The sequence below is a fragment of the Streptomyces sp. NPDC059398 genome (genome assembly GCF_042751845.1).
In the GTDB taxonomy this organism is placed as follows: domain Bacteria; phylum Actinomycetota; class Actinomycetes; order Streptomycetales; family Streptomycetaceae; genus Streptomyces.
Map to the genome: position 1 here is coordinate 11,540 of NZ_JBHYWP010000108.1, position 15,735 is coordinate 27,274.

Consider the following 15,735-nt stretch of genomic DNA (forward strand, 5'->3'; position numbering starts at 1 on the left):
AAACCCCCGCCCCCCCCCCCCCCGCCCCAAACCACCGCCCGAGCAAAAATCCCGCCCGGCGGGGGGCACCTCCCTGCTTTAGCCGGGGGAGATTGAGGACCGGGGCCCGGGGCGGACCCCCGAGAAACCCCCACGCGCACACCCCGCACGCGCACACCGCATCCCGCAACCCCCGCCCGCAACCCGGACCCCTGTCACGCGGCCAGATCGTTCCGCCCCGACTCCGACCGCGCCTCAGGAATCTCCACCGCGGCAGCCGCCACCCTCCGTACCCGCCGCGACCGCACCAGCACCCGCCCCCGCTCGGAGCGGGCCACCGCCCGCACCAGCGGGGTCAGCAGCGCCATCGCAAGCGGCGAGAGCAGCAGCGTCACCGCCGTCCCCAGCGCGAACCCGCCGACCACATCGGTCGGGTAGTGCACGCCCATGAAGACCCGGCAGAACCCTTCGGCCAGCGCGAGCCCGATCGCGGCGAGCCCGAACTTCCGGTGCGCCACGAAGAGTCCGGCCCCGATCGCCATGGCCAGCGTCGCGTGATCGCTCACGAAGGAGAAGTCGGTCTTGCCCTTCACCAGGACATCGAGCCCCTGGTGGTCGACGAACGGCCGTGCCCGCCGCACGAATCCCCGGATCGGTACGTTCACCAGAACCGCGATCCCGGCGGCCAGCGGGGCCCAGACGACGGCGGCGACAGCCGTCACGGCCGACTCGGCCTCCGGCCGCCTGCGCACACTCCACCAGCACCCCAGCACAAGCAGCACCACCGCGAGCAGAATCCCGTACTCGCCGATGAACTCCATGGCCCGGTCCGCCCAGCCGGGGGCCGACCTGGCGAGGCCGTTGACGTCGTAGAGCAATCGGACATCAGGGTTCGACCCATCACTTGCGAGCCCAGCCATTCGCTGCCCCTTGCCTCTGCCTTCGCTCCACCGTGCGGCCCGCGTCCGTGCAGGCCGCTCTGCCAACCCCCGCGGTCAGTGCGCGCTCGTTGTCATCCCGGACAGCCGTCCCGGACGGTCATCCGGGAAAGTCGTCCCGGACAAGGGAACGCCCCGCGCGCCCGCGGCGTTCCGCTCTCCACCGAAAGATCACCAGGACGTTATCGAAGAGTGACTCATCGTCGCAGCTCAGAGCGACCGGTGTCACAGTGAGTTCAAGCCAGGCGACGGAGCGTCTCAGGCTTTCGAGGGGGTTTTGGGGAGTGCTTTCGCGCCATCCTGGGTGACCCGGGTGGCCCCGAAGTAGTCCGGCGAGTCGATCTTGTCGAACCGGATCACGGACCCGGTGTACGGCGCGTCGATCATGTACCCGCCGCCCACGTACAGCCCCACGTGGTGAATGGCACGGGAGTTGGACAGATCGTTCGAGAAGAACACCAGGTCCCCCGGGAGCAGTTGGTCCCTGGAGGGGTGTTCCCCCGCGTTGTACTGGTCGTTGGCCACCCGGGGCAGCGTGATCCCGACACTGCGGTAAGCGGCCTGAGTCAGCCCCGAACAGTCGAACCGCCCACCCTGCCCCGCGGTACCGGTCCCGCCCCAGAGATAGGGCGTACCGAGCTTCTGCTGCGCGTAGTAAATGGCCGCTGCGGCCTGCTGCGAGGCGGCCACCCCGTTGACCGGCTGCGCGAAACTCTTCTGCAGGGTGCGGATGACCTTGACGTAGTTCTGGGTCTCCCGGTACGGCGGGACCCCGCCGTGCTGGATGACGGCGTACGACCCCGCGTTGTACGCGGCGAGCATGTTGTCGCTCTGATTGCCCGGCACGTTCTTGACGTATCCGGCCAGTTCGCAGTCGTACGAAGCGGCTGACGGAATCGCGTCGGCCGGATCCCAGATGTCCTTCTTGCCGTCGCCGTTCCCATCGACCCCGTGCGTCGCCCAGGTGCTGGGAATGAACTGGGCCATCCCCTGCGCGTTCGCCGGGCTCTTGGCCGTCGGGTCCCAGCCGCTCTCCTGGTACAACTGGGCCGCGAGCAAGGCCGGGTTGAGCGCGGGACAGAGATTGCCCCACTTCTGCACGGTCGTCTGATAAGCGCTCGGCACGGCTCCCTTGGCCAGCGCGACGCCGGACTCGGCGCTGCTGCCGATTCCGGCGGCAGCGGAATACGTACCGAAGACGAGCAGGCCGACGAAGCCCAGACTCGCCCCGAACCCGATCCCGCCCACGACCCAGACTTTGCGCATCCCTCAACCCTCCCCCATTCGGCCCCGGTTCACTGCCTTCTTTACCCGGAAGCCCGAACAGCTGATGCCGGCGTAGTCCGTTGGGGTCGATTCGATGTGGGAGAAGACGACGGCCCCGTCCCCGGGGTCGGCCGAGTCCTGAATGCTGTCCTCGACGCTCCCCCGCACGGGAGGGATCCGGCCCATGCCACGGGCCCCGAGCCTGGCGAACAGTGCGTACGCGCCGATCCGTGACGGGTCCTGAGGTCTGAGTGCATCCACCGGGCCCACTTTTTCAGCCGCCCGGGCGCCGAGCAAGGGGCGTTGGCCCGTACCACGGCCTGTCAGCGCCCGTTTCAGTGGCCGGCTCAGTGGCCGCCTCGGAGGTCGCCTCGGAGGTCGCCTCAGCGGCCGCCCCCGAGGTCGCCCCAGCGGCCCGTCTCAGCGGCCCCCCGCACCGCCCTGCCGCAGCTTCCTGAAGGTGTATGCACCACCGCGCACGACCGGCACGGAAGTGCACTTCACCAGCGCCCTCCGGCCGTCCGCACGGCCGCTGCCATCGCCGGGCCTGCGGTACTCGACGATGTACGTCCCGTGCAGGACGACCCGGCTGTCCGGCTCCAGCGAGCAGGTGATCGTCGTACCGGTCTCCGTACCGGACTTGGCGACGGCGGCCAGCGGACCGGCCGTCATCCCCGCCGCAGCGCCCGGCCCGGAACCGGATCCCGGGCGGGGCCCCCGCACCGTCCGCACCGTGATGCCGCTGACCGGAGTTCCGCTGCCCGCACCACCGCCCAGCCGGCCGCCGGGCGCGGGGTGGACGAGCGCGGGGACGAACCCGCCGCGCGGCACCAGCGCGGCGAAGTCACCGTCCCAGGACCAGCCGGATTCGGCGTCGTACGACAGGTCCGCCGGGCTCATCCGGTCCAGGTCGACCTGGACCGCGGGCCCCGGGGCGGCCTTCACCACCGACCCGGGCGCCGCCGGATCCGCCGCGAAGGCGAGGACCACCTGGCCCAGCGGGAGGATGACGTTCTGGCCCCGCCCGGCCAGCGGGAGCGCACAGACCGGCACCGGGGCGCCGCCCCCCGGCGCGGGCTGCGCCAGACCGCACGAGAGCGGGGTCGCCGTGGTGTCCGAAATGGTGACCGCCCCCGGCGTACCCCCGCCGACGACGGTGGAGCGCGTCTCCGGCCCGACGTCGAGGGTCTGCCCCAGCGAGACCCGGGTGAGGTCCACACCCGCGAGCCTCGCCCCGGCCGGGTCCTCGCCGGTCGTGACGAAGGCGTAGTACTCCTCGGCCCAGGACAGTTCGGTCCGGGCCGTGTATCCGCTCATGGAGCTCCACAGCACGGGCAGCCCCCCGGTGCTCTGCTCGCTCTGCACGGCCTTGAACATCAGCAGCCGGTGACCGGCCGACCGCAGCCGGCCGACCGTCCCCGCGGGCATGTTCACCCGCACCGTGTACCGCACACCGGGAGCGGCAAACCGGTGGGACGCGCCCCGGGCCGGGCGGGCGGGCCCCGGGTTGGGGATGGGCCCCTGCGCCGTTCCCCGCGCCGGCTCCTGCCGGGCGGTCCCGGCGGACGCGGCCCTGTGTGCGCCGCCCAGCAGCGCGGGGACGAAGGCGGCGGCGCCCGTTACCGCACCACCCGCGGAAACCTGCCTGAGAAAGGTGCGCCGGGACTGCTCAGCCATGGGATGTCCTCCGAGTCTCGCGGTGGCAGAGCCGCCGGACCGGTCAGCGGGGCAGCCCCGCGGGCACCTCAGCACACCCCCGTACGGCTCGGTGCGAGGCACACGGCCCGACCGCGGCGCCTGCACCCGCACGGCCGAAGAACAGGGCGGGGCGCACCCGCCGCACGGACCGCCGTATGGATCCGCCGTACGGACCGCCGTACGGATCCGCCGCGAAGGGACGGCCCGCCCTCCGGTTCGCCGAGCTCTCCCGCAGCGGCGTCATTGCCCGGCGTCACCCCCCGTGATACACAGAGTAACCATGCGTGTTCGACCGAACACGAGTCCGCGCCGCAGGTCAGAGCAGTCTGTTCGGACAAATGTATGGGCATGCGGGTAAAGAGAGCCGCCGGGTTACACACGGGGGCTGTTTCATCAGCGAAGATAGGGCGTGACCCCTGCACCGGAGCATGGGCACGAACTACCCGATAGGGGCGGTGAGTTACATGAACCTGGCAGCCGACAAGGGCGACATCAGCACCATCATCGGCGGAATCGCCCCCAACTGGGGGCCGTTCGGCAGTCTCGGCAACGAGGCACGGATCATGGTCGAGGTCGTGATGGCGGTCGCCATCCTCCTCTGCCTCGGCATCGCGATCTGGGGTGCGGCCAAGCAGCGTATCGGCGCCACCGCCCTGCGGGACACCTTCAGCGCGGAACAGGGCAAGGGCCTGATCGTCGCCGGACTCACCGGCGTCTTCATCATCGGCTCGCTGGGCACGGTCTTCACCATCGTCTACGGCATGGCCGTCTGACCCCGCATCATCCGTCCCGCACACCCCGGGCGTGCCCGGCCCACCCAGAGGTTGCGCATCGCTGATGTCGAGTCACCACAGCCCGCCCGTACGGGAACCAGCACAGTTACCGTCGTACTGCACAACACGGCACACGGTTGAGGGGACGTCCGCGGCATGAGTCTCGGAGACGAGAACAACTACGGCAGCGACGCGGGGCGGTCCGACGGCATGGGCGGATCGGGCCAGACCCGCACCCGCCTGCCGGAGGGCGAGGGCGATCCGTACGGTGGCGCCAGACGCCCCGTACGCGCCTCACGCTCCCTCGTCACGGTCGTGGGCGTCGTGGTGCTGCTCATCGCCGCCATCGCCTTCGCCAACCGCGGCAACGGAAACGACAGCGGCGACTCGGCCTCGGACAGCAACGGAGCGAAGAAGCCCGGTTCGAACGCTACGGCGGCCTCCGGCGTCACCCCGGTCACGGGCAACAACAGCGGCATCCCCTCCGGCTTCGCCCACACCAGCCAGGGGGCACAGAGCGCGGCGGCGAACTACGCGGTGGCGCTGGGTTCTGACGGCATGTTCAAGGAGGACACCCGCCATCGCATCGTGAAAGCGGTGTACGCACCCAACGTGGCGGCCGCCCAGCTGAGCGATCTCGACAAGGTCTACTCGGGGCAGAAGTTCCTCGCAAGCGTCGGCCTCAAGGCGGACGGCTCGGCTCCCGCGGGCCTGACCTTCGTCGCCCGCACCGCCCCCGTCGGCACCAAGGCCGTCAAATTCGCCACGGACACCGCAAGCGTCTCGGTCTGGTACTCCTCGCTCTTCGGACTGGCGGGCGCGGGCTCGACCAACCCGGTCTCCGAGAGCTGGTACACGAACACCTTCGACCTGAAGTGGATCAATGGCGACTGGAGAGTCACGGGCTCCAGCCAGAAGGACGGGCCGGTGCCCGTCGGCCGCGACCAGACCGCTTCCAGCGCCAAGGACATGGCTGACGCGGTGAAACAGTTCGGAGGGTTCACTTATGCCAGGTAAGCATTCCCGCCGCGCCCTCTCACTGGCCTCCCTGGCCGTAGCCGTACAGACGGCCGCCGTCCTGCTGGCGACCCGTGCGGCCGCCGCGCCGTCACCCACTCCGAGCCCGGGTGCGAGCAACGGCGCCTGCGACCTGATCCGCGGACGCGCCCACGACATCTGCGAAGGCGACGCCGGCTCCGGTACGCACACCAACAACACCCCCCCGGCCGACTCCCTCGACCCCCTCTCCTCCCTCGCCAAGGGCTGCGCCGACGCCGCCGCCTGGATCGTCGGCAAGCTCTCCGACGCGGTGAAGAGCACCGCCAACGTCGACTTCACCAACAGCTCCTTCCTCCGCCAGTACGCCGTCGTCTTCGCCGCCTCCACCATCCTCACGCTGGTCCTCTGGCTCCTCGCCGTGGCCAAGCGCGCCGTCCGCGGCGTCCCCCTGACCACCGCGCTCTCCGAGGCCATCGGGTTCCTCTGGCTGACGGTCATCGCCTCCGCCTTCACCCCGCTGATCCTCTACACCCTGGTCTCCGCGACCGACAGCGTCACCCAGGTCATCGCCTCGGCCACCGGCGGCAAGAACGACATGTTCTTCGGCGCCTTCGCCGAAGCCCTCAAGAAGGGCTCCGACATCGGCGGCGGCCCGATCATGCTGATCGTCACGTCCCTGGTGTCGATCCTCGCCGCCGGCGTCCTCTGGCTCGAACTCGTCATCCGCGCCGCCCTCCTGTACGCCGGCGCCCTCCTCGGCACCGTCGTCTACGCGGGCCTCGTCGACAAGAACATGTGGGGCCACGTCCGCCGCTGGGCCGGCATCATGATCGCGGTAATCATGGTCAAACCGGTCATCGTCATCGTGCTCGGCCTCGCCGGCGCGCTCTCGTCCGGCAAGGGCCCGAACTCCTTCTCGGCCGTCGTCTCCGGCCTTGCCATCATCCTGCTCGCCATCTTCGCCAGCGGCATGATCTACCGCTTCGTCCCCGGCTTCGGTGACGAGGTCGCCGCCTCCCGCACCAACCGCAAGTCCGCGACCGACGGCTCCCAGGCCGCCGCCATGATCAGCTCGCCCGCCGCACTCGTGTCCCAGGGCATCAAGACCCACAGCAGCCGCGGCGGAGGCGGCGGCGGAAACGACAGCGGAAGCGGCGGCGGAGGCGGCGGACGCCCCGCCAACCCGGTCTCCGGAGGCGTGGCGGCCCACAGCAGCCGCGGCGGCTCCGGCGGACAGAGCGGCCAGAGCGGCGGCGGAACCGGCGGGAAGATCCCCAACGCCGCCTCCCCGCCCCGTAACAAGCCGAGCAGCTCAGGAACCCACAGCACACGCAACAACGGCACAGGAGGAGGAGGGCGTTGACGACCCAGTCCCAGCCGGTCGCGCCCCGCCGCACGTATCTGATCGGCCGCGCCCGGCCATCGGCGATCGTCGGCAAGAACCGCGAGACGGGCGAGATCGCACTGATCATCGCGGGCGCCTTCCTCGGCATGATGTGCGGACTCCTCGTCCCCGTCCTGCCCCTGCGCATCGTGACCCTGACCGGCTTCCCGCTGCTGGCACTCGCCGTGGTCTACGTCCCGTACAAGCACCGCACGTTCTACAAGTGGTTCGAGATCAACCGCAGCTACAAGCGCTCCCTGCGCCGCGGCAGCGCCTACCGCTCCGCCACCATGGAGGCGGGCGTCGCGCTCGACGGCCGCGAGGTCGAGGTCGGCCCGCCGCCCGGCATCGGCCGGATCAACTGGCTGGCCGCCCCCTTCGGCCCCGACGAGATCGCCGTACTGCTCCACGCCGACCGGCGCACCGTCACCGCAGCCATCGAGATCGAGGGCCCGGGAGTCGGCCTGCGCGACTCGGAGGACCAGGAAGCGCTGGTGGACCGGTTCGGCACCCTCCTCAAGCATGTGGCCAACGGCGACGGATTCGTCACCCGCCTGCAGATCCTCGCCCGCACCCTCCCCGCCGACCCCGACGCCCACGCCAAGGACGTCGCCCAGCGCGGCGACCCCCGCGCCCCCGGCTGGCTCCAGGACTCCTACGACCAGCTCGCCTCCATGGTCTCCACCTCAAGCGAGCAGCACCGCGCGTACCTGGTGGCCTGTATGCACTTCACCCGCGAACTGGCCACCGAGGCCCACACCATGGCCCGCGCCGCCCGGCCGAGCGGAGGCCGCCGCCTCGACAAGGACGCAGGACTCGCCGTCGTCATGGCCCGCGAGCTCACCGACATCTGCGCCCGCCTCGCCGAGGCCGACATCCGGGTACGCCAGCCCCTCGGCCAGGGACGGCTCTCCTCGCTCGTGCACTCCATGTACGACCCGGACCACCCCATCGACCACATCCAGGCCATGACCAAGCGCAACGCCTGGCCCGCCGAGCTCGACGCCGTGGAGCCCACCTACCTCCAGGCGAAGACCCGCGAGTCCTCCACCCGCGCCCCCTGGTGTCACGCCACGGCCTGGGTGAAGGAGTGGCCGATGACCCCCGTCGGCGTCAACTTCCTCGCCCCGCTGCTCGTCCACACCCCGGACGTGATCCGTACGGTCGCGGTCTGCATGGACCTCGAACCGACCGAGGTCGCCATCGAGCGCATGCTCACCGAGAAGACCAACGACGAGGCCGAGGCCAGCCGCGCCGCCAAGATGAACCGGACCGTCGACCCCCGCGACGTCGCCACCCACGGCCGCCTCGACCAGCGCGGCGAGGACCTCGCCAGCGGGGCGGCCGGCGTCAACCTGGTCGGGTACATCACGGTCTCGTCCCGCTCACCCGAAGCACTGGCCCGCGACAAGCGGACCATCCGCGCATCGGCCGGCAAGTCGTATCTCAAACTCGAATGGTGCGACCGCGAGCACCACCGGGCCTTTGTGAATACGCTGCCGTTCGCGACCGGCATCCGCCGATAGGGGACCTGTGATGCGAGATCCGATGTCAGCCGTCACCGACGCCTTCGCCGCGTTCCTCTTCGGCAAGGTCGAGACGACCCGCCTCCCCGTCCGTACGTCGACGGGCCAGGCCCAGGCGGTCTATCTGCCGACCGCCGCCCCCGGCCTCGGCGACTCCGGCGTGATCATCGGCCGCGAGGTCTACTCCGGCAAGGGCTACATCTACGACCCCTTCCAGCTCTACGGACAGCAGCTGCCCGCCCCGCACTGGCTGGTGCTCGGCGAATCCGGCAACGGCAAGTCCTCGCTGGAGAAGACGTACGTCCTGCGCCAGCTGCGCTTCAAGGACCGCCAGGTCGTGGTACTCGACGCCCAGGGCGAGGACGGCGCCGGTGAATGGGCCCTCATCGCCCAGCAGCTGGGCATAACCCCCATCCGGCTCGACGCGATGGCCGCACTCGACGACGGCATCCGGCTCAACCCGCTGGATCCGGCCATCGCCACCACGGGCCAGCTCGCCCTGCTCCGCACCATCATCGAAGTCGCCATGGGCCACGGCCTGGACGAACGCTCGGGCTTCGCGCTCAAGGTGGCGCACGCCTACGTCAACGAGACGATCACCGACCGCCAGCCCGTCCTCACCGACATCGTCGAACAGCTCCGCCACCCCGAACCGGAGTCCGCGGAGGCGATGAACGTCGGTACGGACGACGTACGGGCCTGGGGCCTGGACGTCGCGCTCGTCCTGGACCGCCTGGTCGACGGCGACCTGCGTGGCATGTTCGACGGCCCGACCTCGGTCGGCATCGACCTGGACGCCCCGCTCATCGTCTTCGACCTGTCGCACATCGACCGCAACTCCATCGCCATGCCCATCCTGATGGCGATCGTCGGCGTCTGGCTGGAACACACCTGGATCCGCCCCGACCGCAAGAAGCGCATCTTCCTGGTCGAAGAGGCCTGGCACATCATCAACAGCCCGTTCGTGGCCCAGCTCTTCCAGCGCCTGCTGAAGTTCGGGCGGCGGCTCGGCCTGTCGTTCGTGGCGGTGGTCCACCATCTCTCCGACGTGGTGGACGGCGCGGCGGCCCGGGAGGCGGCGGCCATCCTCAAGATGGCGTCGACCCGGACGATCTACGCCCAGAAGGCCGACGAGGCACGGGCCACCGGCCGGGTACTCGGCCTGCCCCGCTGGGCCGTCGAGATCATCCCCACGCTCACCCCCGGCATCGCGGTCTGGGACGTCAACGGCAACGTCCAGGTCGTCAAACACCTGATCACCGAGGCCGAACGCCCCCTGGTCTTCACCGACCGCGCCATGACCGAGTCCTCGACCCCGGACGCCGACGACGCCCTGGCCCTCCAACTGGAGACGGAGGCGGAGGAACGGGCGGCCAGGATCGAGCGGCAGTTCAACGAGTCCTCAGAGTCGACGGTGGCCTGATATGCGCGACGCCCCGCACCGCGGCCTCCACCAGCCGTACGAGCAGCACGACCCGCACCACCCGCCCAACCGCCGGCCGTCCCGCTCGCAGTCGCGCGGCATCCCGGACGGGCTGCTGATCGCGCTGATCGTCTTCCTGCTCGGCCTGACCCTCCTGGTCTGGCTGGCGACGGGCCTCGCCGCGGTGTTCTCCCACGGCGCCTGGCCGCACGGGGTGACCGTCTCGCACACCCCGGTGGCCATGCGCGAACTGGCCGCTTCCCCGAAGGACCTCGCCACCGCCTGGCCGGACACCCCGGCGGGCCGCCTCTCGGGGTACGGGCTCTTCTGGGGCCTGCTCATCGGCGAGGTCCTGGTCCTGCTGGTGCTGACCGTGTTCGTCCTGGGCACGTTCACCCGCTGGCGCGCGGTGCGCGCCGCCCGCCGGACAGCGGCGAAGGGGACCGGCGCCGACAGGCCGTACGGTACGGACCGTTCGTACGGTACGAGCGGCCCGTACGGCGCACGGTACGGCGAGACGCAGGCCGGCCCCGACGGCACAGGACCGGAGCCGGAGCCCACGGTGACCCCGCGCGTGGCACCCCCGAGATCACCGGAGCAGCGGGCGACCGAGCCGTACGAGCCCCGGGAGCCGTACCCACCGCAGGGCACCGAACAGCACCCGGCCCCCGGACTCCCGGCCGGGACCGCACCCCCGGAGGGCAGTGCCACCCCTGCAGCGGCCATCCCCGCAGGCACCGCAACCCCTGCAACGGCCGCCCCCACAGCCACCCCCGCCCCGAGCACGCCCACACCGGCCACATCGGGCGCACCGGCCACACCGGCCACACCGATCAACCCGGGCACACCGGGCGCACCCAGCGCACCGGCCACACCGAGCACGTCCGCCGCACCGATCAACCCGGGCACGCGGGTCACCCCGAGCACGTCGGCCACACCCACCACCCCAAGCACCCCGGCCACCCCAAGCACCCCGACCACCCCCGGCACGCCGGTCACCGTGATCGCCCCCGTCCCGGCCGAGACCCCGCTCCCGGCGCCCCTCGTCCGCTTCGGGCCGGTGGCGGACCGCCGGGCCGCGGCGGTCCAGGCCGTGAGCGACGCGGCGGGCCCCGCACTCGTCGTCACCTCATCGCCCGCCGTCTGGGCCGAGACCAAGGACGCACGGGCCAAGCTCGGCCCCGTACTCGTCTACGACCCCGGCCACCTCTGCGACACACCCGCCCGCCTCCACTGGTCCCCCACCAGCGGCTGCGACGACGCCGACACCGCGGCCGCCCGAGCCGTCGCGCTGCTCGCACCGGTCCGGCCTGCCGCCCGGATCGACTCGGCCATGGCCGACACCGCGGAGACCCTCCTGCGCAGCTGGCTGCATGCCGCCGCCGTCGACGGCCGTCCGTTCCGGCAGGTGCACCGCTGGGCCCAGGGCGCCGGTCCCGCCCAGGAGGCCGTACGTATTCTGCGCACCCACCCACGGGCCCGCTCCGGGTCGGCCGGGCTCCTGGAGTCTGCGCTCACCGCGTACCCCGAACGCCGGGACATGGCACAGGAGCTGACGGCCCGTGCGCTGAGTGCGCTCTCCTCGGTCCATATCCGCGAGGCCTGCACACCGAACCGAACCGATTCGGTCACGCTGGAATCATTCATCCATGAAGGGGGCACCCTCTATGTGGTGGGTGAAGCAATCGAGGATCCGCGCACGCACCCCGGTGCCATGCCGTTGCTCACCGCACTCGCCTCCAGCGTGGTCGAGCACGGCCGCCGCTTGGCCGCACGGTCAACTGACGGTCGGCTCGACCCACCAATGGCGCTCGTCCTGGACGACATCGCCGCCGTCGCCCCGCTCCCGCAGCTGCCGGAGCTGCTGACCACCGGTCAGACGCACGGCCTGCACCCGCTGGCGCTGCTCCGCTCACGTGAACAGGCACGCGCCCGCTGGCCCCACCGGGAACTGCCCGAAGCAACACCCTTCTGAACCCGGCCGAACCAGCCGGGGCCCCGCGCCACCGGGCCCCGGCGAAGCCCCGAACCCCAGCGTCCTACTCCCAGTCCCAGTCGATCCCCACCCGCCCCGGCCGTACCTCCTGCTCCACGGTATGGACGGACCGGTACAGACCACTGAGCGTCAGTTCCTCACGTGCACCCCGCGCCGTCCCCGCCGATGCCTGTACGAAGCGCCGGCACCGCACCGGCAGCGCCCGTTCGTCGAAACGCACCTGAAGGACGTACTGCCCACCGGCGAAGCTGAACCCGCGTACGTACTCACTGCTGGGCCCGCCCGTGCCGTCCTCGAATCCGTACCCGAACACATAGGTCTCCCCCGCCCTCAGCCGGGCGTCGAACAGCAGCTCGGCGACGACCACCCCGGTCTCCCGCCGCCAACGCACCCGCCCCGTACGGCAGTTCTCCCCGGCCAGGACCTCCACCCGCCCGGGGTCGCAGCCGGGGTCCCCGTGGTGGATGGCCACATAGCGGTCGACCCCGTCCCGGTGCGCGCGGACCACATGCTGCGACGAGCGGCCGACGAGCCGACGGTCCGCCCCGATCCGTACGGACTCGTGGTGCCCCACCGTGTGCAGCCCGCCGTCCTCCGGGCTCTCCATCTCGGCGAGCAGCCCCTCCAGTACGGCCGCACCCGCCACGAGCGAACGGTACGGACGGGCGGGCGGCCGCCCCCCGGCCCCACGCGGCCCACCGCCTGCGTGTGCACCGCCCGCGGGCCCGCCGTCGCCGTCCGCGAGCAGCCGCACCAGTGAACCGGGCGGCAGCCGCAGCACCTCCTCCAGCGCACCCACCGCCCGCAGCGACTCGGCCCGCCGGGGCCTTCGCACCCCCTGCTGCCAGTAACTCAGGCTCGTCACACCGACCTTGACGCCCCGGCTCGCCAGATGGTGCTGGACGCGGTGGAGCGGAAGCCCCCGTACGGCAAGGGCGGTACGCAGCGCCAGCGGGAAGGGCCCGGTCCGCAGGACGCGCGCGAGTTCCGCACCGTCGGCCACCGGATCCGGTCCCACGATCCGTCTCATCAGCGCCCCTCCGGGTCCGGTGAACATTCACGGCGGCCGGCCGAACAGCACCCAGGCCCGAACCATCCGCGCAGGTGAGAAGGGGAGCCGTTCACAACCGGCCACGCGCCGTTCACAGAGCCGTGTCCTCGCGTATTCAACCGCGTTGACCCGCCCACAACAACACCCGATGCTCACCACAGCGTCCGGACGCACTCCTCCAATCCACCCCCACTCCGGGAGGAACGCGATGCGCACCCACAGCAGACGGCTGTCCCTGGCCGTCATCGGCACAGCGGCGGCCCTGCTCGCCCTGCCGACCACCACAGCGGCAGCTGCCCCCGCACCCAGCAGCCCGGTGGCCGCCCACTCGTCCACCACCGCGGCACCCGCGCTGGCGGGAGCCAAGCGCCTCAACATCACCATGCAGGAGCAGCAGCAGACCAACTGGTGCTGGGCCGCGAGCGGCAACACCATCGCCGGCTGGTACGGCCGCAACTACAGCCAGAACCAGTTCTGCAACGCCGCCTTCAACCGAAGCCAGAACGGCAACTGCCCCAACAACCAGGCCACCCTCGGCAACGTCCAGACCGGCCTCGACTGGGCCGGTATCAACCCGGGTTCGTATGTCACCGGCTGGCTCCAGTACTCCACGGTGCAGACCGAGATCAACGCCGGCCGCCCGATCGCCGACCGTATCCAGTGGTCGAGCGGCGGCGGGCACATGAACGTGATCTACGGGTACGACACGGCGAGCAACTGGGTCTACTGGGGCGACCCGTGGCCCTCGGACAACCGCTACAACTGGGCGGCCCACGACTGGTACGTCAGCAACAACGAGTTCTCCTGGACCCACTCGCTCTACCGGATCGGGGCGTGACCGCCATGCAGAGACCCCGTACGCACACAGACTCCGCCGCACACGGCCGCACCGTCCTGCGAGCGGCTCTCGCCGGGGCCGCGGCCACCGCGGTACTCGCACTGGCCCCCAGCGCATCGGCCGCCGACCACTCCACCGCCCCCGCCCCGCGCCTCACCGACTCGGCGGCCGGCCGCAGCGCCGCCCAGCGGGCGGCCACGGCCCCGGCCACGATCGGCACCCTGGCGCGCTTCTTCGCCAGCTCCGGCGCCCAAGGCGCCCAGTCCCACTCGGCAGCGTCAGCCGACGGCCCGGTTCCGCAGATCAAGGGCCGGGCCGTGCCCGTCTACACACTCTCCCCCGACTTCGTCGCAGCCCGCTCCGGCGCCCCGGTAGCCCGGCTGGACTTCCTGGCCAGCACCGCGGTCTCCGCCGACGGCCGGAAGGCATCGGTGTGGACCGTCCCGCAGGGCTCCACCTGGCAGGTGGTGAACATCGCCACCGGCGACGACGAGACCCGCTACGCGGCCAAGGGTGCCGCCGCGCTCCCCGGCGGCACCGTCTTCCGAGAGCCCCAGATCAACGCCTGGTACGCCACCAAGGGCACCAGGGTCGTGCCTCTGGACACCGAGGCCGTACGCGCGATCGGCGCCGGGGGAACGACACTCGCCGCCTACCAGCACCGGGTGCACCAGGCCTACGCCGACAAGCTGCCGGGCTCCGCATACGCGAAGAAGGGCGAAGCGGGCGGCTACGCGGACGACACCGACAGCCACCACACCGCGACACACACCAGGACGGAGACCCGGACCACCGCAGCCTCGCCATCCGGTTTGGCCGGCACAGCGCTGCTGGCGGGAGGCGCGGGCGCACTCGTCCTGGGCATCGGCGCCCTGTTCGTACGCCGCACCGCCCATCACACCGGGCGGGCGACCGCCATCTCCAGCTCGTACTCGCCCGTCGCGCCGGTCTCGCCCGTCTCGCCGGAGACAGGGACCGAGTAACCGGTCGGTACGAACCCGATCTTCCGGTAGAAGCCGGCGGCCCGCCCGTTGTCCTGGTGCACGAAGAGCCGCACCCGCTCGACCCGCGGCTCCTCCAGCGTCCAGGCCCACTCCATCGCCACCCGGAAGAGCTCCTGAGTGAGACCCACCCCACGGAACTCTGGCCGTACGTACACAGCGACCAGGTGCGCCTGCGGTACGGCGCTCACTTCGCCGAAGATTCCCTCGGCCCCGACGGGCTCGACCAGCACGACCACCGAGCCGGACCACACCCCGTCGGGGCTCTCCGCGATGAACTGCCGTGCGGCACCCCCGTGCGAGGTCCCTGCCGCCCGGTCCTGCCAGAAGGAATCAGGGCGGGCGATGGCCGCTTCATAGGTTTCCAGAAAGGCAAGAGGGGCCGCAGGGTCCTGGAGAGCGGCCAGCCGCAACTCCTTGGCCTTGCGCCACTCGTCAGCCCGTACGGGGCGTATGACGTCGTCCATGCCGGGATCCTGCCAGACAAGTCCGCAGAACCGCACATGAATATGACGGCACCCGGTGTATGAACTGCATGTGGACGCAGAAATGCCTCAGCCCCGGACCATAACGGTCCGGGGCTGAGGCCAAAAATTGTTCGGCGGCGTCCTACTCTCCCACAGGGTCCCCCCTGCAGTACCATCGGCGCTGAAAGGCTTAGCTTCCGGGTTCGGAATGTAACCGGGCGTTTCCCTAACGCAATGACCACCGAAACACTATGAAATAAACAACACCGGTGTTGACACGGTCGTTCGTTATTTCAGAACTAACACAGTGGACGCGAGCAACTGAGGACAAGCCCTCGGCCTATTAGTACCAGTCAGCTCCACCCGTTACCGGGCTTCCACATCTGGCCTATCAAC

At 70.9% G+C, this 15,735-nt stretch carries 13 protein-coding genes and 2 rRNA genes; 8 read left to right on the forward strand and 7 right to left on the reverse strand.

Annotated features, from left to right (window positions below; all coding sequences use genetic code 11):
• Nucleotides 1-194 precede the first annotated feature (194 nt).
• From ACFXBC_RS29465 to ACFXBC_RS29475, 3 genes are all read right to left on the reverse strand, one after another.
• Nucleotides 195-899: a phosphatase PAP2 family protein gene (locus ACFXBC_RS29465; protein WP_385031076.1), complete on the reverse strand. Its 705-nt coding sequence runs from the start codon at nucleotides 897-899 to the stop codon at nucleotides 195-197.
• Between the two features lie 276 nt (nucleotides 900-1,175).
• On the reverse strand, nucleotides 1,176-2,183 hold the full coding sequence (locus ACFXBC_RS29470; protein ID WP_385031079.1) for an NlpC/P60 family protein: 1,008 nt from the start codon (nucleotides 2,181-2,183) through the stop codon (nucleotides 1,176-1,178).
• Between the two features lie 420 nt (nucleotides 2,184-2,603).
• Nucleotides 2,604-3,860 carry a hypothetical protein gene (locus ACFXBC_RS29475; protein WP_385031082.1) on the reverse strand — a complete coding sequence of 419 codons (1,257 nt, stop codon included), beginning with the start codon at nucleotides 3,858-3,860 and terminating at the stop codon, nucleotides 2,604-2,606.
• 485 nt (nucleotides 3,861-4,345) lie between these two features.
• Between ACFXBC_RS29475 and ACFXBC_RS29480 the strand changes: the two genes are divergently transcribed.
• The 6 genes from ACFXBC_RS29480 (at nucleotide 4,346) to ACFXBC_RS29505 (ending at nucleotide 11,961) form a co-directional block, all read left to right on the forward strand.
• Nucleotides 4,346-4,654 (forward strand): hypothetical protein, encoded by a 309-nt coding sequence (locus ACFXBC_RS29480; protein WP_164265700.1) that lies wholly within the window; start codon nucleotides 4,346-4,348, stop codon nucleotides 4,652-4,654.
• A gap of 156 nt (nucleotides 4,655-4,810) precedes the next feature.
• Nucleotides 4,811-5,671 (forward strand): hypothetical protein, encoded by an 861-nt coding sequence (locus tag ACFXBC_RS29485; RefSeq protein ID WP_385031085.1) that lies wholly within the window; start codon nucleotides 4,811-4,813, stop codon nucleotides 5,669-5,671.
• A complete protein-coding gene (locus ACFXBC_RS29490; protein WP_385031088.1) occupies nucleotides 5,661-7,016 on the forward strand; it encodes a hypothetical protein in 1,356 nt (451 codons plus the stop codon). The genes ACFXBC_RS29485 and ACFXBC_RS29490 overlap by 11 nt, the downstream gene beginning before the upstream one ends.
• Nucleotides 7,013-8,563, forward strand: coding sequence for an SCO6880 family protein (locus tag ACFXBC_RS29495; RefSeq protein WP_385031091.1), 1,551 nt, complete (start codon nucleotides 7,013-7,015; stop codon nucleotides 8,561-8,563). The genes ACFXBC_RS29490 and ACFXBC_RS29495 overlap by 4 nt, the downstream gene beginning before the upstream one ends.
• A gap of 10 nt (nucleotides 8,564-8,573) precedes the next feature.
• A complete protein-coding gene (locus ACFXBC_RS29500) occupies nucleotides 8,574-9,986 on the forward strand; it encodes an ATP-binding protein (RefSeq protein ID WP_385031094.1) in 1,413 nt (470 codons plus the stop codon).
• 1 nt (nucleotide 9,987) lies between these two features.
• Nucleotides 9,988-11,961 carry a type VI secretion protein gene (locus tag ACFXBC_RS29505; protein WP_385031097.1) on the forward strand — a complete coding sequence of 658 codons (1,974 nt, stop codon included), beginning with the start codon at nucleotides 9,988-9,990 and terminating at the stop codon, nucleotides 11,959-11,961.
• A 64-nt stretch (nucleotides 11,962-12,025) separates the two neighbouring features.
• On the opposite strand, the gene ACFXBC_RS29510 is transcribed toward ACFXBC_RS29505, so the two are convergent.
• The gene (locus tag ACFXBC_RS29510; protein WP_385031100.1) at nucleotides 12,026-13,012 is read right to left on the reverse strand and encodes a hypothetical protein; all 987 of its coding nucleotides are present in this window, start codon (nucleotides 13,010-13,012) and stop codon (nucleotides 12,026-12,028) included.
• A gap of 229 nt (nucleotides 13,013-13,241) precedes the next feature.
• On the opposite strand from ACFXBC_RS29510, the gene ACFXBC_RS29515 reads away from it, so the two are divergent.
• Both ACFXBC_RS29515 and ACFXBC_RS29520 read left to right on the forward strand, forming a co-directional pair.
• Nucleotides 13,242-13,871: a papain-like cysteine protease family protein gene (locus tag ACFXBC_RS29515; RefSeq protein ID WP_385031103.1), complete on the forward strand. Its 630-nt coding sequence runs from the start codon at nucleotides 13,242-13,244 to the stop codon at nucleotides 13,869-13,871.
• Nucleotides 13,872-13,876: 5 nt separating this feature from the next.
• Nucleotides 13,877-14,854, forward strand: coding sequence for a hypothetical protein (locus ACFXBC_RS29520; protein ID WP_385031112.1), 978 nt, complete (start codon nucleotides 13,877-13,879; stop codon nucleotides 14,852-14,854).
• Here the strand turns inward: ACFXBC_RS29520 and ACFXBC_RS29525 are convergent.
• The 3 genes from ACFXBC_RS29525 to ACFXBC_RS29535 all read right to left on the reverse strand — a co-directional run.
• A complete protein-coding gene (locus ACFXBC_RS29525) occupies nucleotides 14,767-15,339 on the reverse strand; it encodes a GNAT family N-acetyltransferase (RefSeq protein ID WP_385031106.1) in 573 nt (190 codons plus the stop codon). The two genes, ACFXBC_RS29520 and ACFXBC_RS29525, sit on opposite strands and share 88 nt — an antisense overlap.
• Before the next feature lie 129 nt (nucleotides 15,340-15,468).
• A 5S ribosomal RNA gene (gene rrf, locus ACFXBC_RS29530) occupies nucleotides 15,469-15,585 on the reverse strand.
• Between the two features lie 77 nt (nucleotides 15,586-15,662).
• Nucleotides 15,663-15,735: ribosomal RNA gene (locus ACFXBC_RS29535) — 23S ribosomal RNA — on the reverse strand; the annotation flags it as partial.

Coding starts and splice junctions, on each gene's coding strand:
- ACFXBC_RS29485 (WP_385031085.1), top strand. CDS start 4,811: ATGAGTCTCGGAGACGAGAACAACTACGGCAGCGACGCGGGGCGGTCC.
- ACFXBC_RS29475 (WP_385031082.1), bottom strand. CDS start 3,860: ATGGCTGAGCAGTCCCGGCGCACCTTTCTCAGGCAGGTTTCCGCGGGT.
- ACFXBC_RS29510 (WP_385031100.1), bottom strand. CDS start 13,012: ATGAGACGGATCGTGGGACCGGATCCGGTGGCCGACGGTGCGGAACTC.
- ACFXBC_RS29505 (WP_385031097.1), top strand. CDS start 9,988: ATGCGCGACGCCCCGCACCGCGGCCTCCACCAGCCGTACGAGCAGCAC.
- ACFXBC_RS29500 (WP_385031094.1), top strand. CDS start 8,574: ATGCGAGATCCGATGTCAGCCGTCACCGACGCCTTCGCCGCGTTCCTC.
- ACFXBC_RS29470 (WP_385031079.1), bottom strand. CDS start 2,183: ATGCGCAAAGTCTGGGTCGTGGGCGGGATCGGGTTCGGGGCGAGTCTG.
- ACFXBC_RS29515 (WP_385031103.1), top strand. CDS start 13,242: ATGCGCACCCACAGCAGACGGCTGTCCCTGGCCGTCATCGGCACAGCG.
- ACFXBC_RS29525 (WP_385031106.1), bottom strand. CDS start 15,339: ATGGACGACGTCATACGCCCCGTACGGGCTGACGAGTGGCGCAAGGCC.
- ACFXBC_RS29465 (WP_385031076.1), bottom strand. CDS start 899: ATGGCTGGGCTCGCAAGTGATGGGTCGAACCCTGATGTCCGATTGCTC.
- ACFXBC_RS29480 (WP_164265700.1), top strand. CDS start 4,346: ATGAACCTGGCAGCCGACAAGGGCGACATCAGCACCATCATCGGCGGA.
- ACFXBC_RS29490 (WP_385031088.1), top strand. CDS start 5,661: ATGCCAGGTAAGCATTCCCGCCGCGCCCTCTCACTGGCCTCCCTGGCC.
- ACFXBC_RS29520 (WP_385031112.1), top strand. CDS start 13,877: ATGCAGAGACCCCGTACGCACACAGACTCCGCCGCACACGGCCGCACC.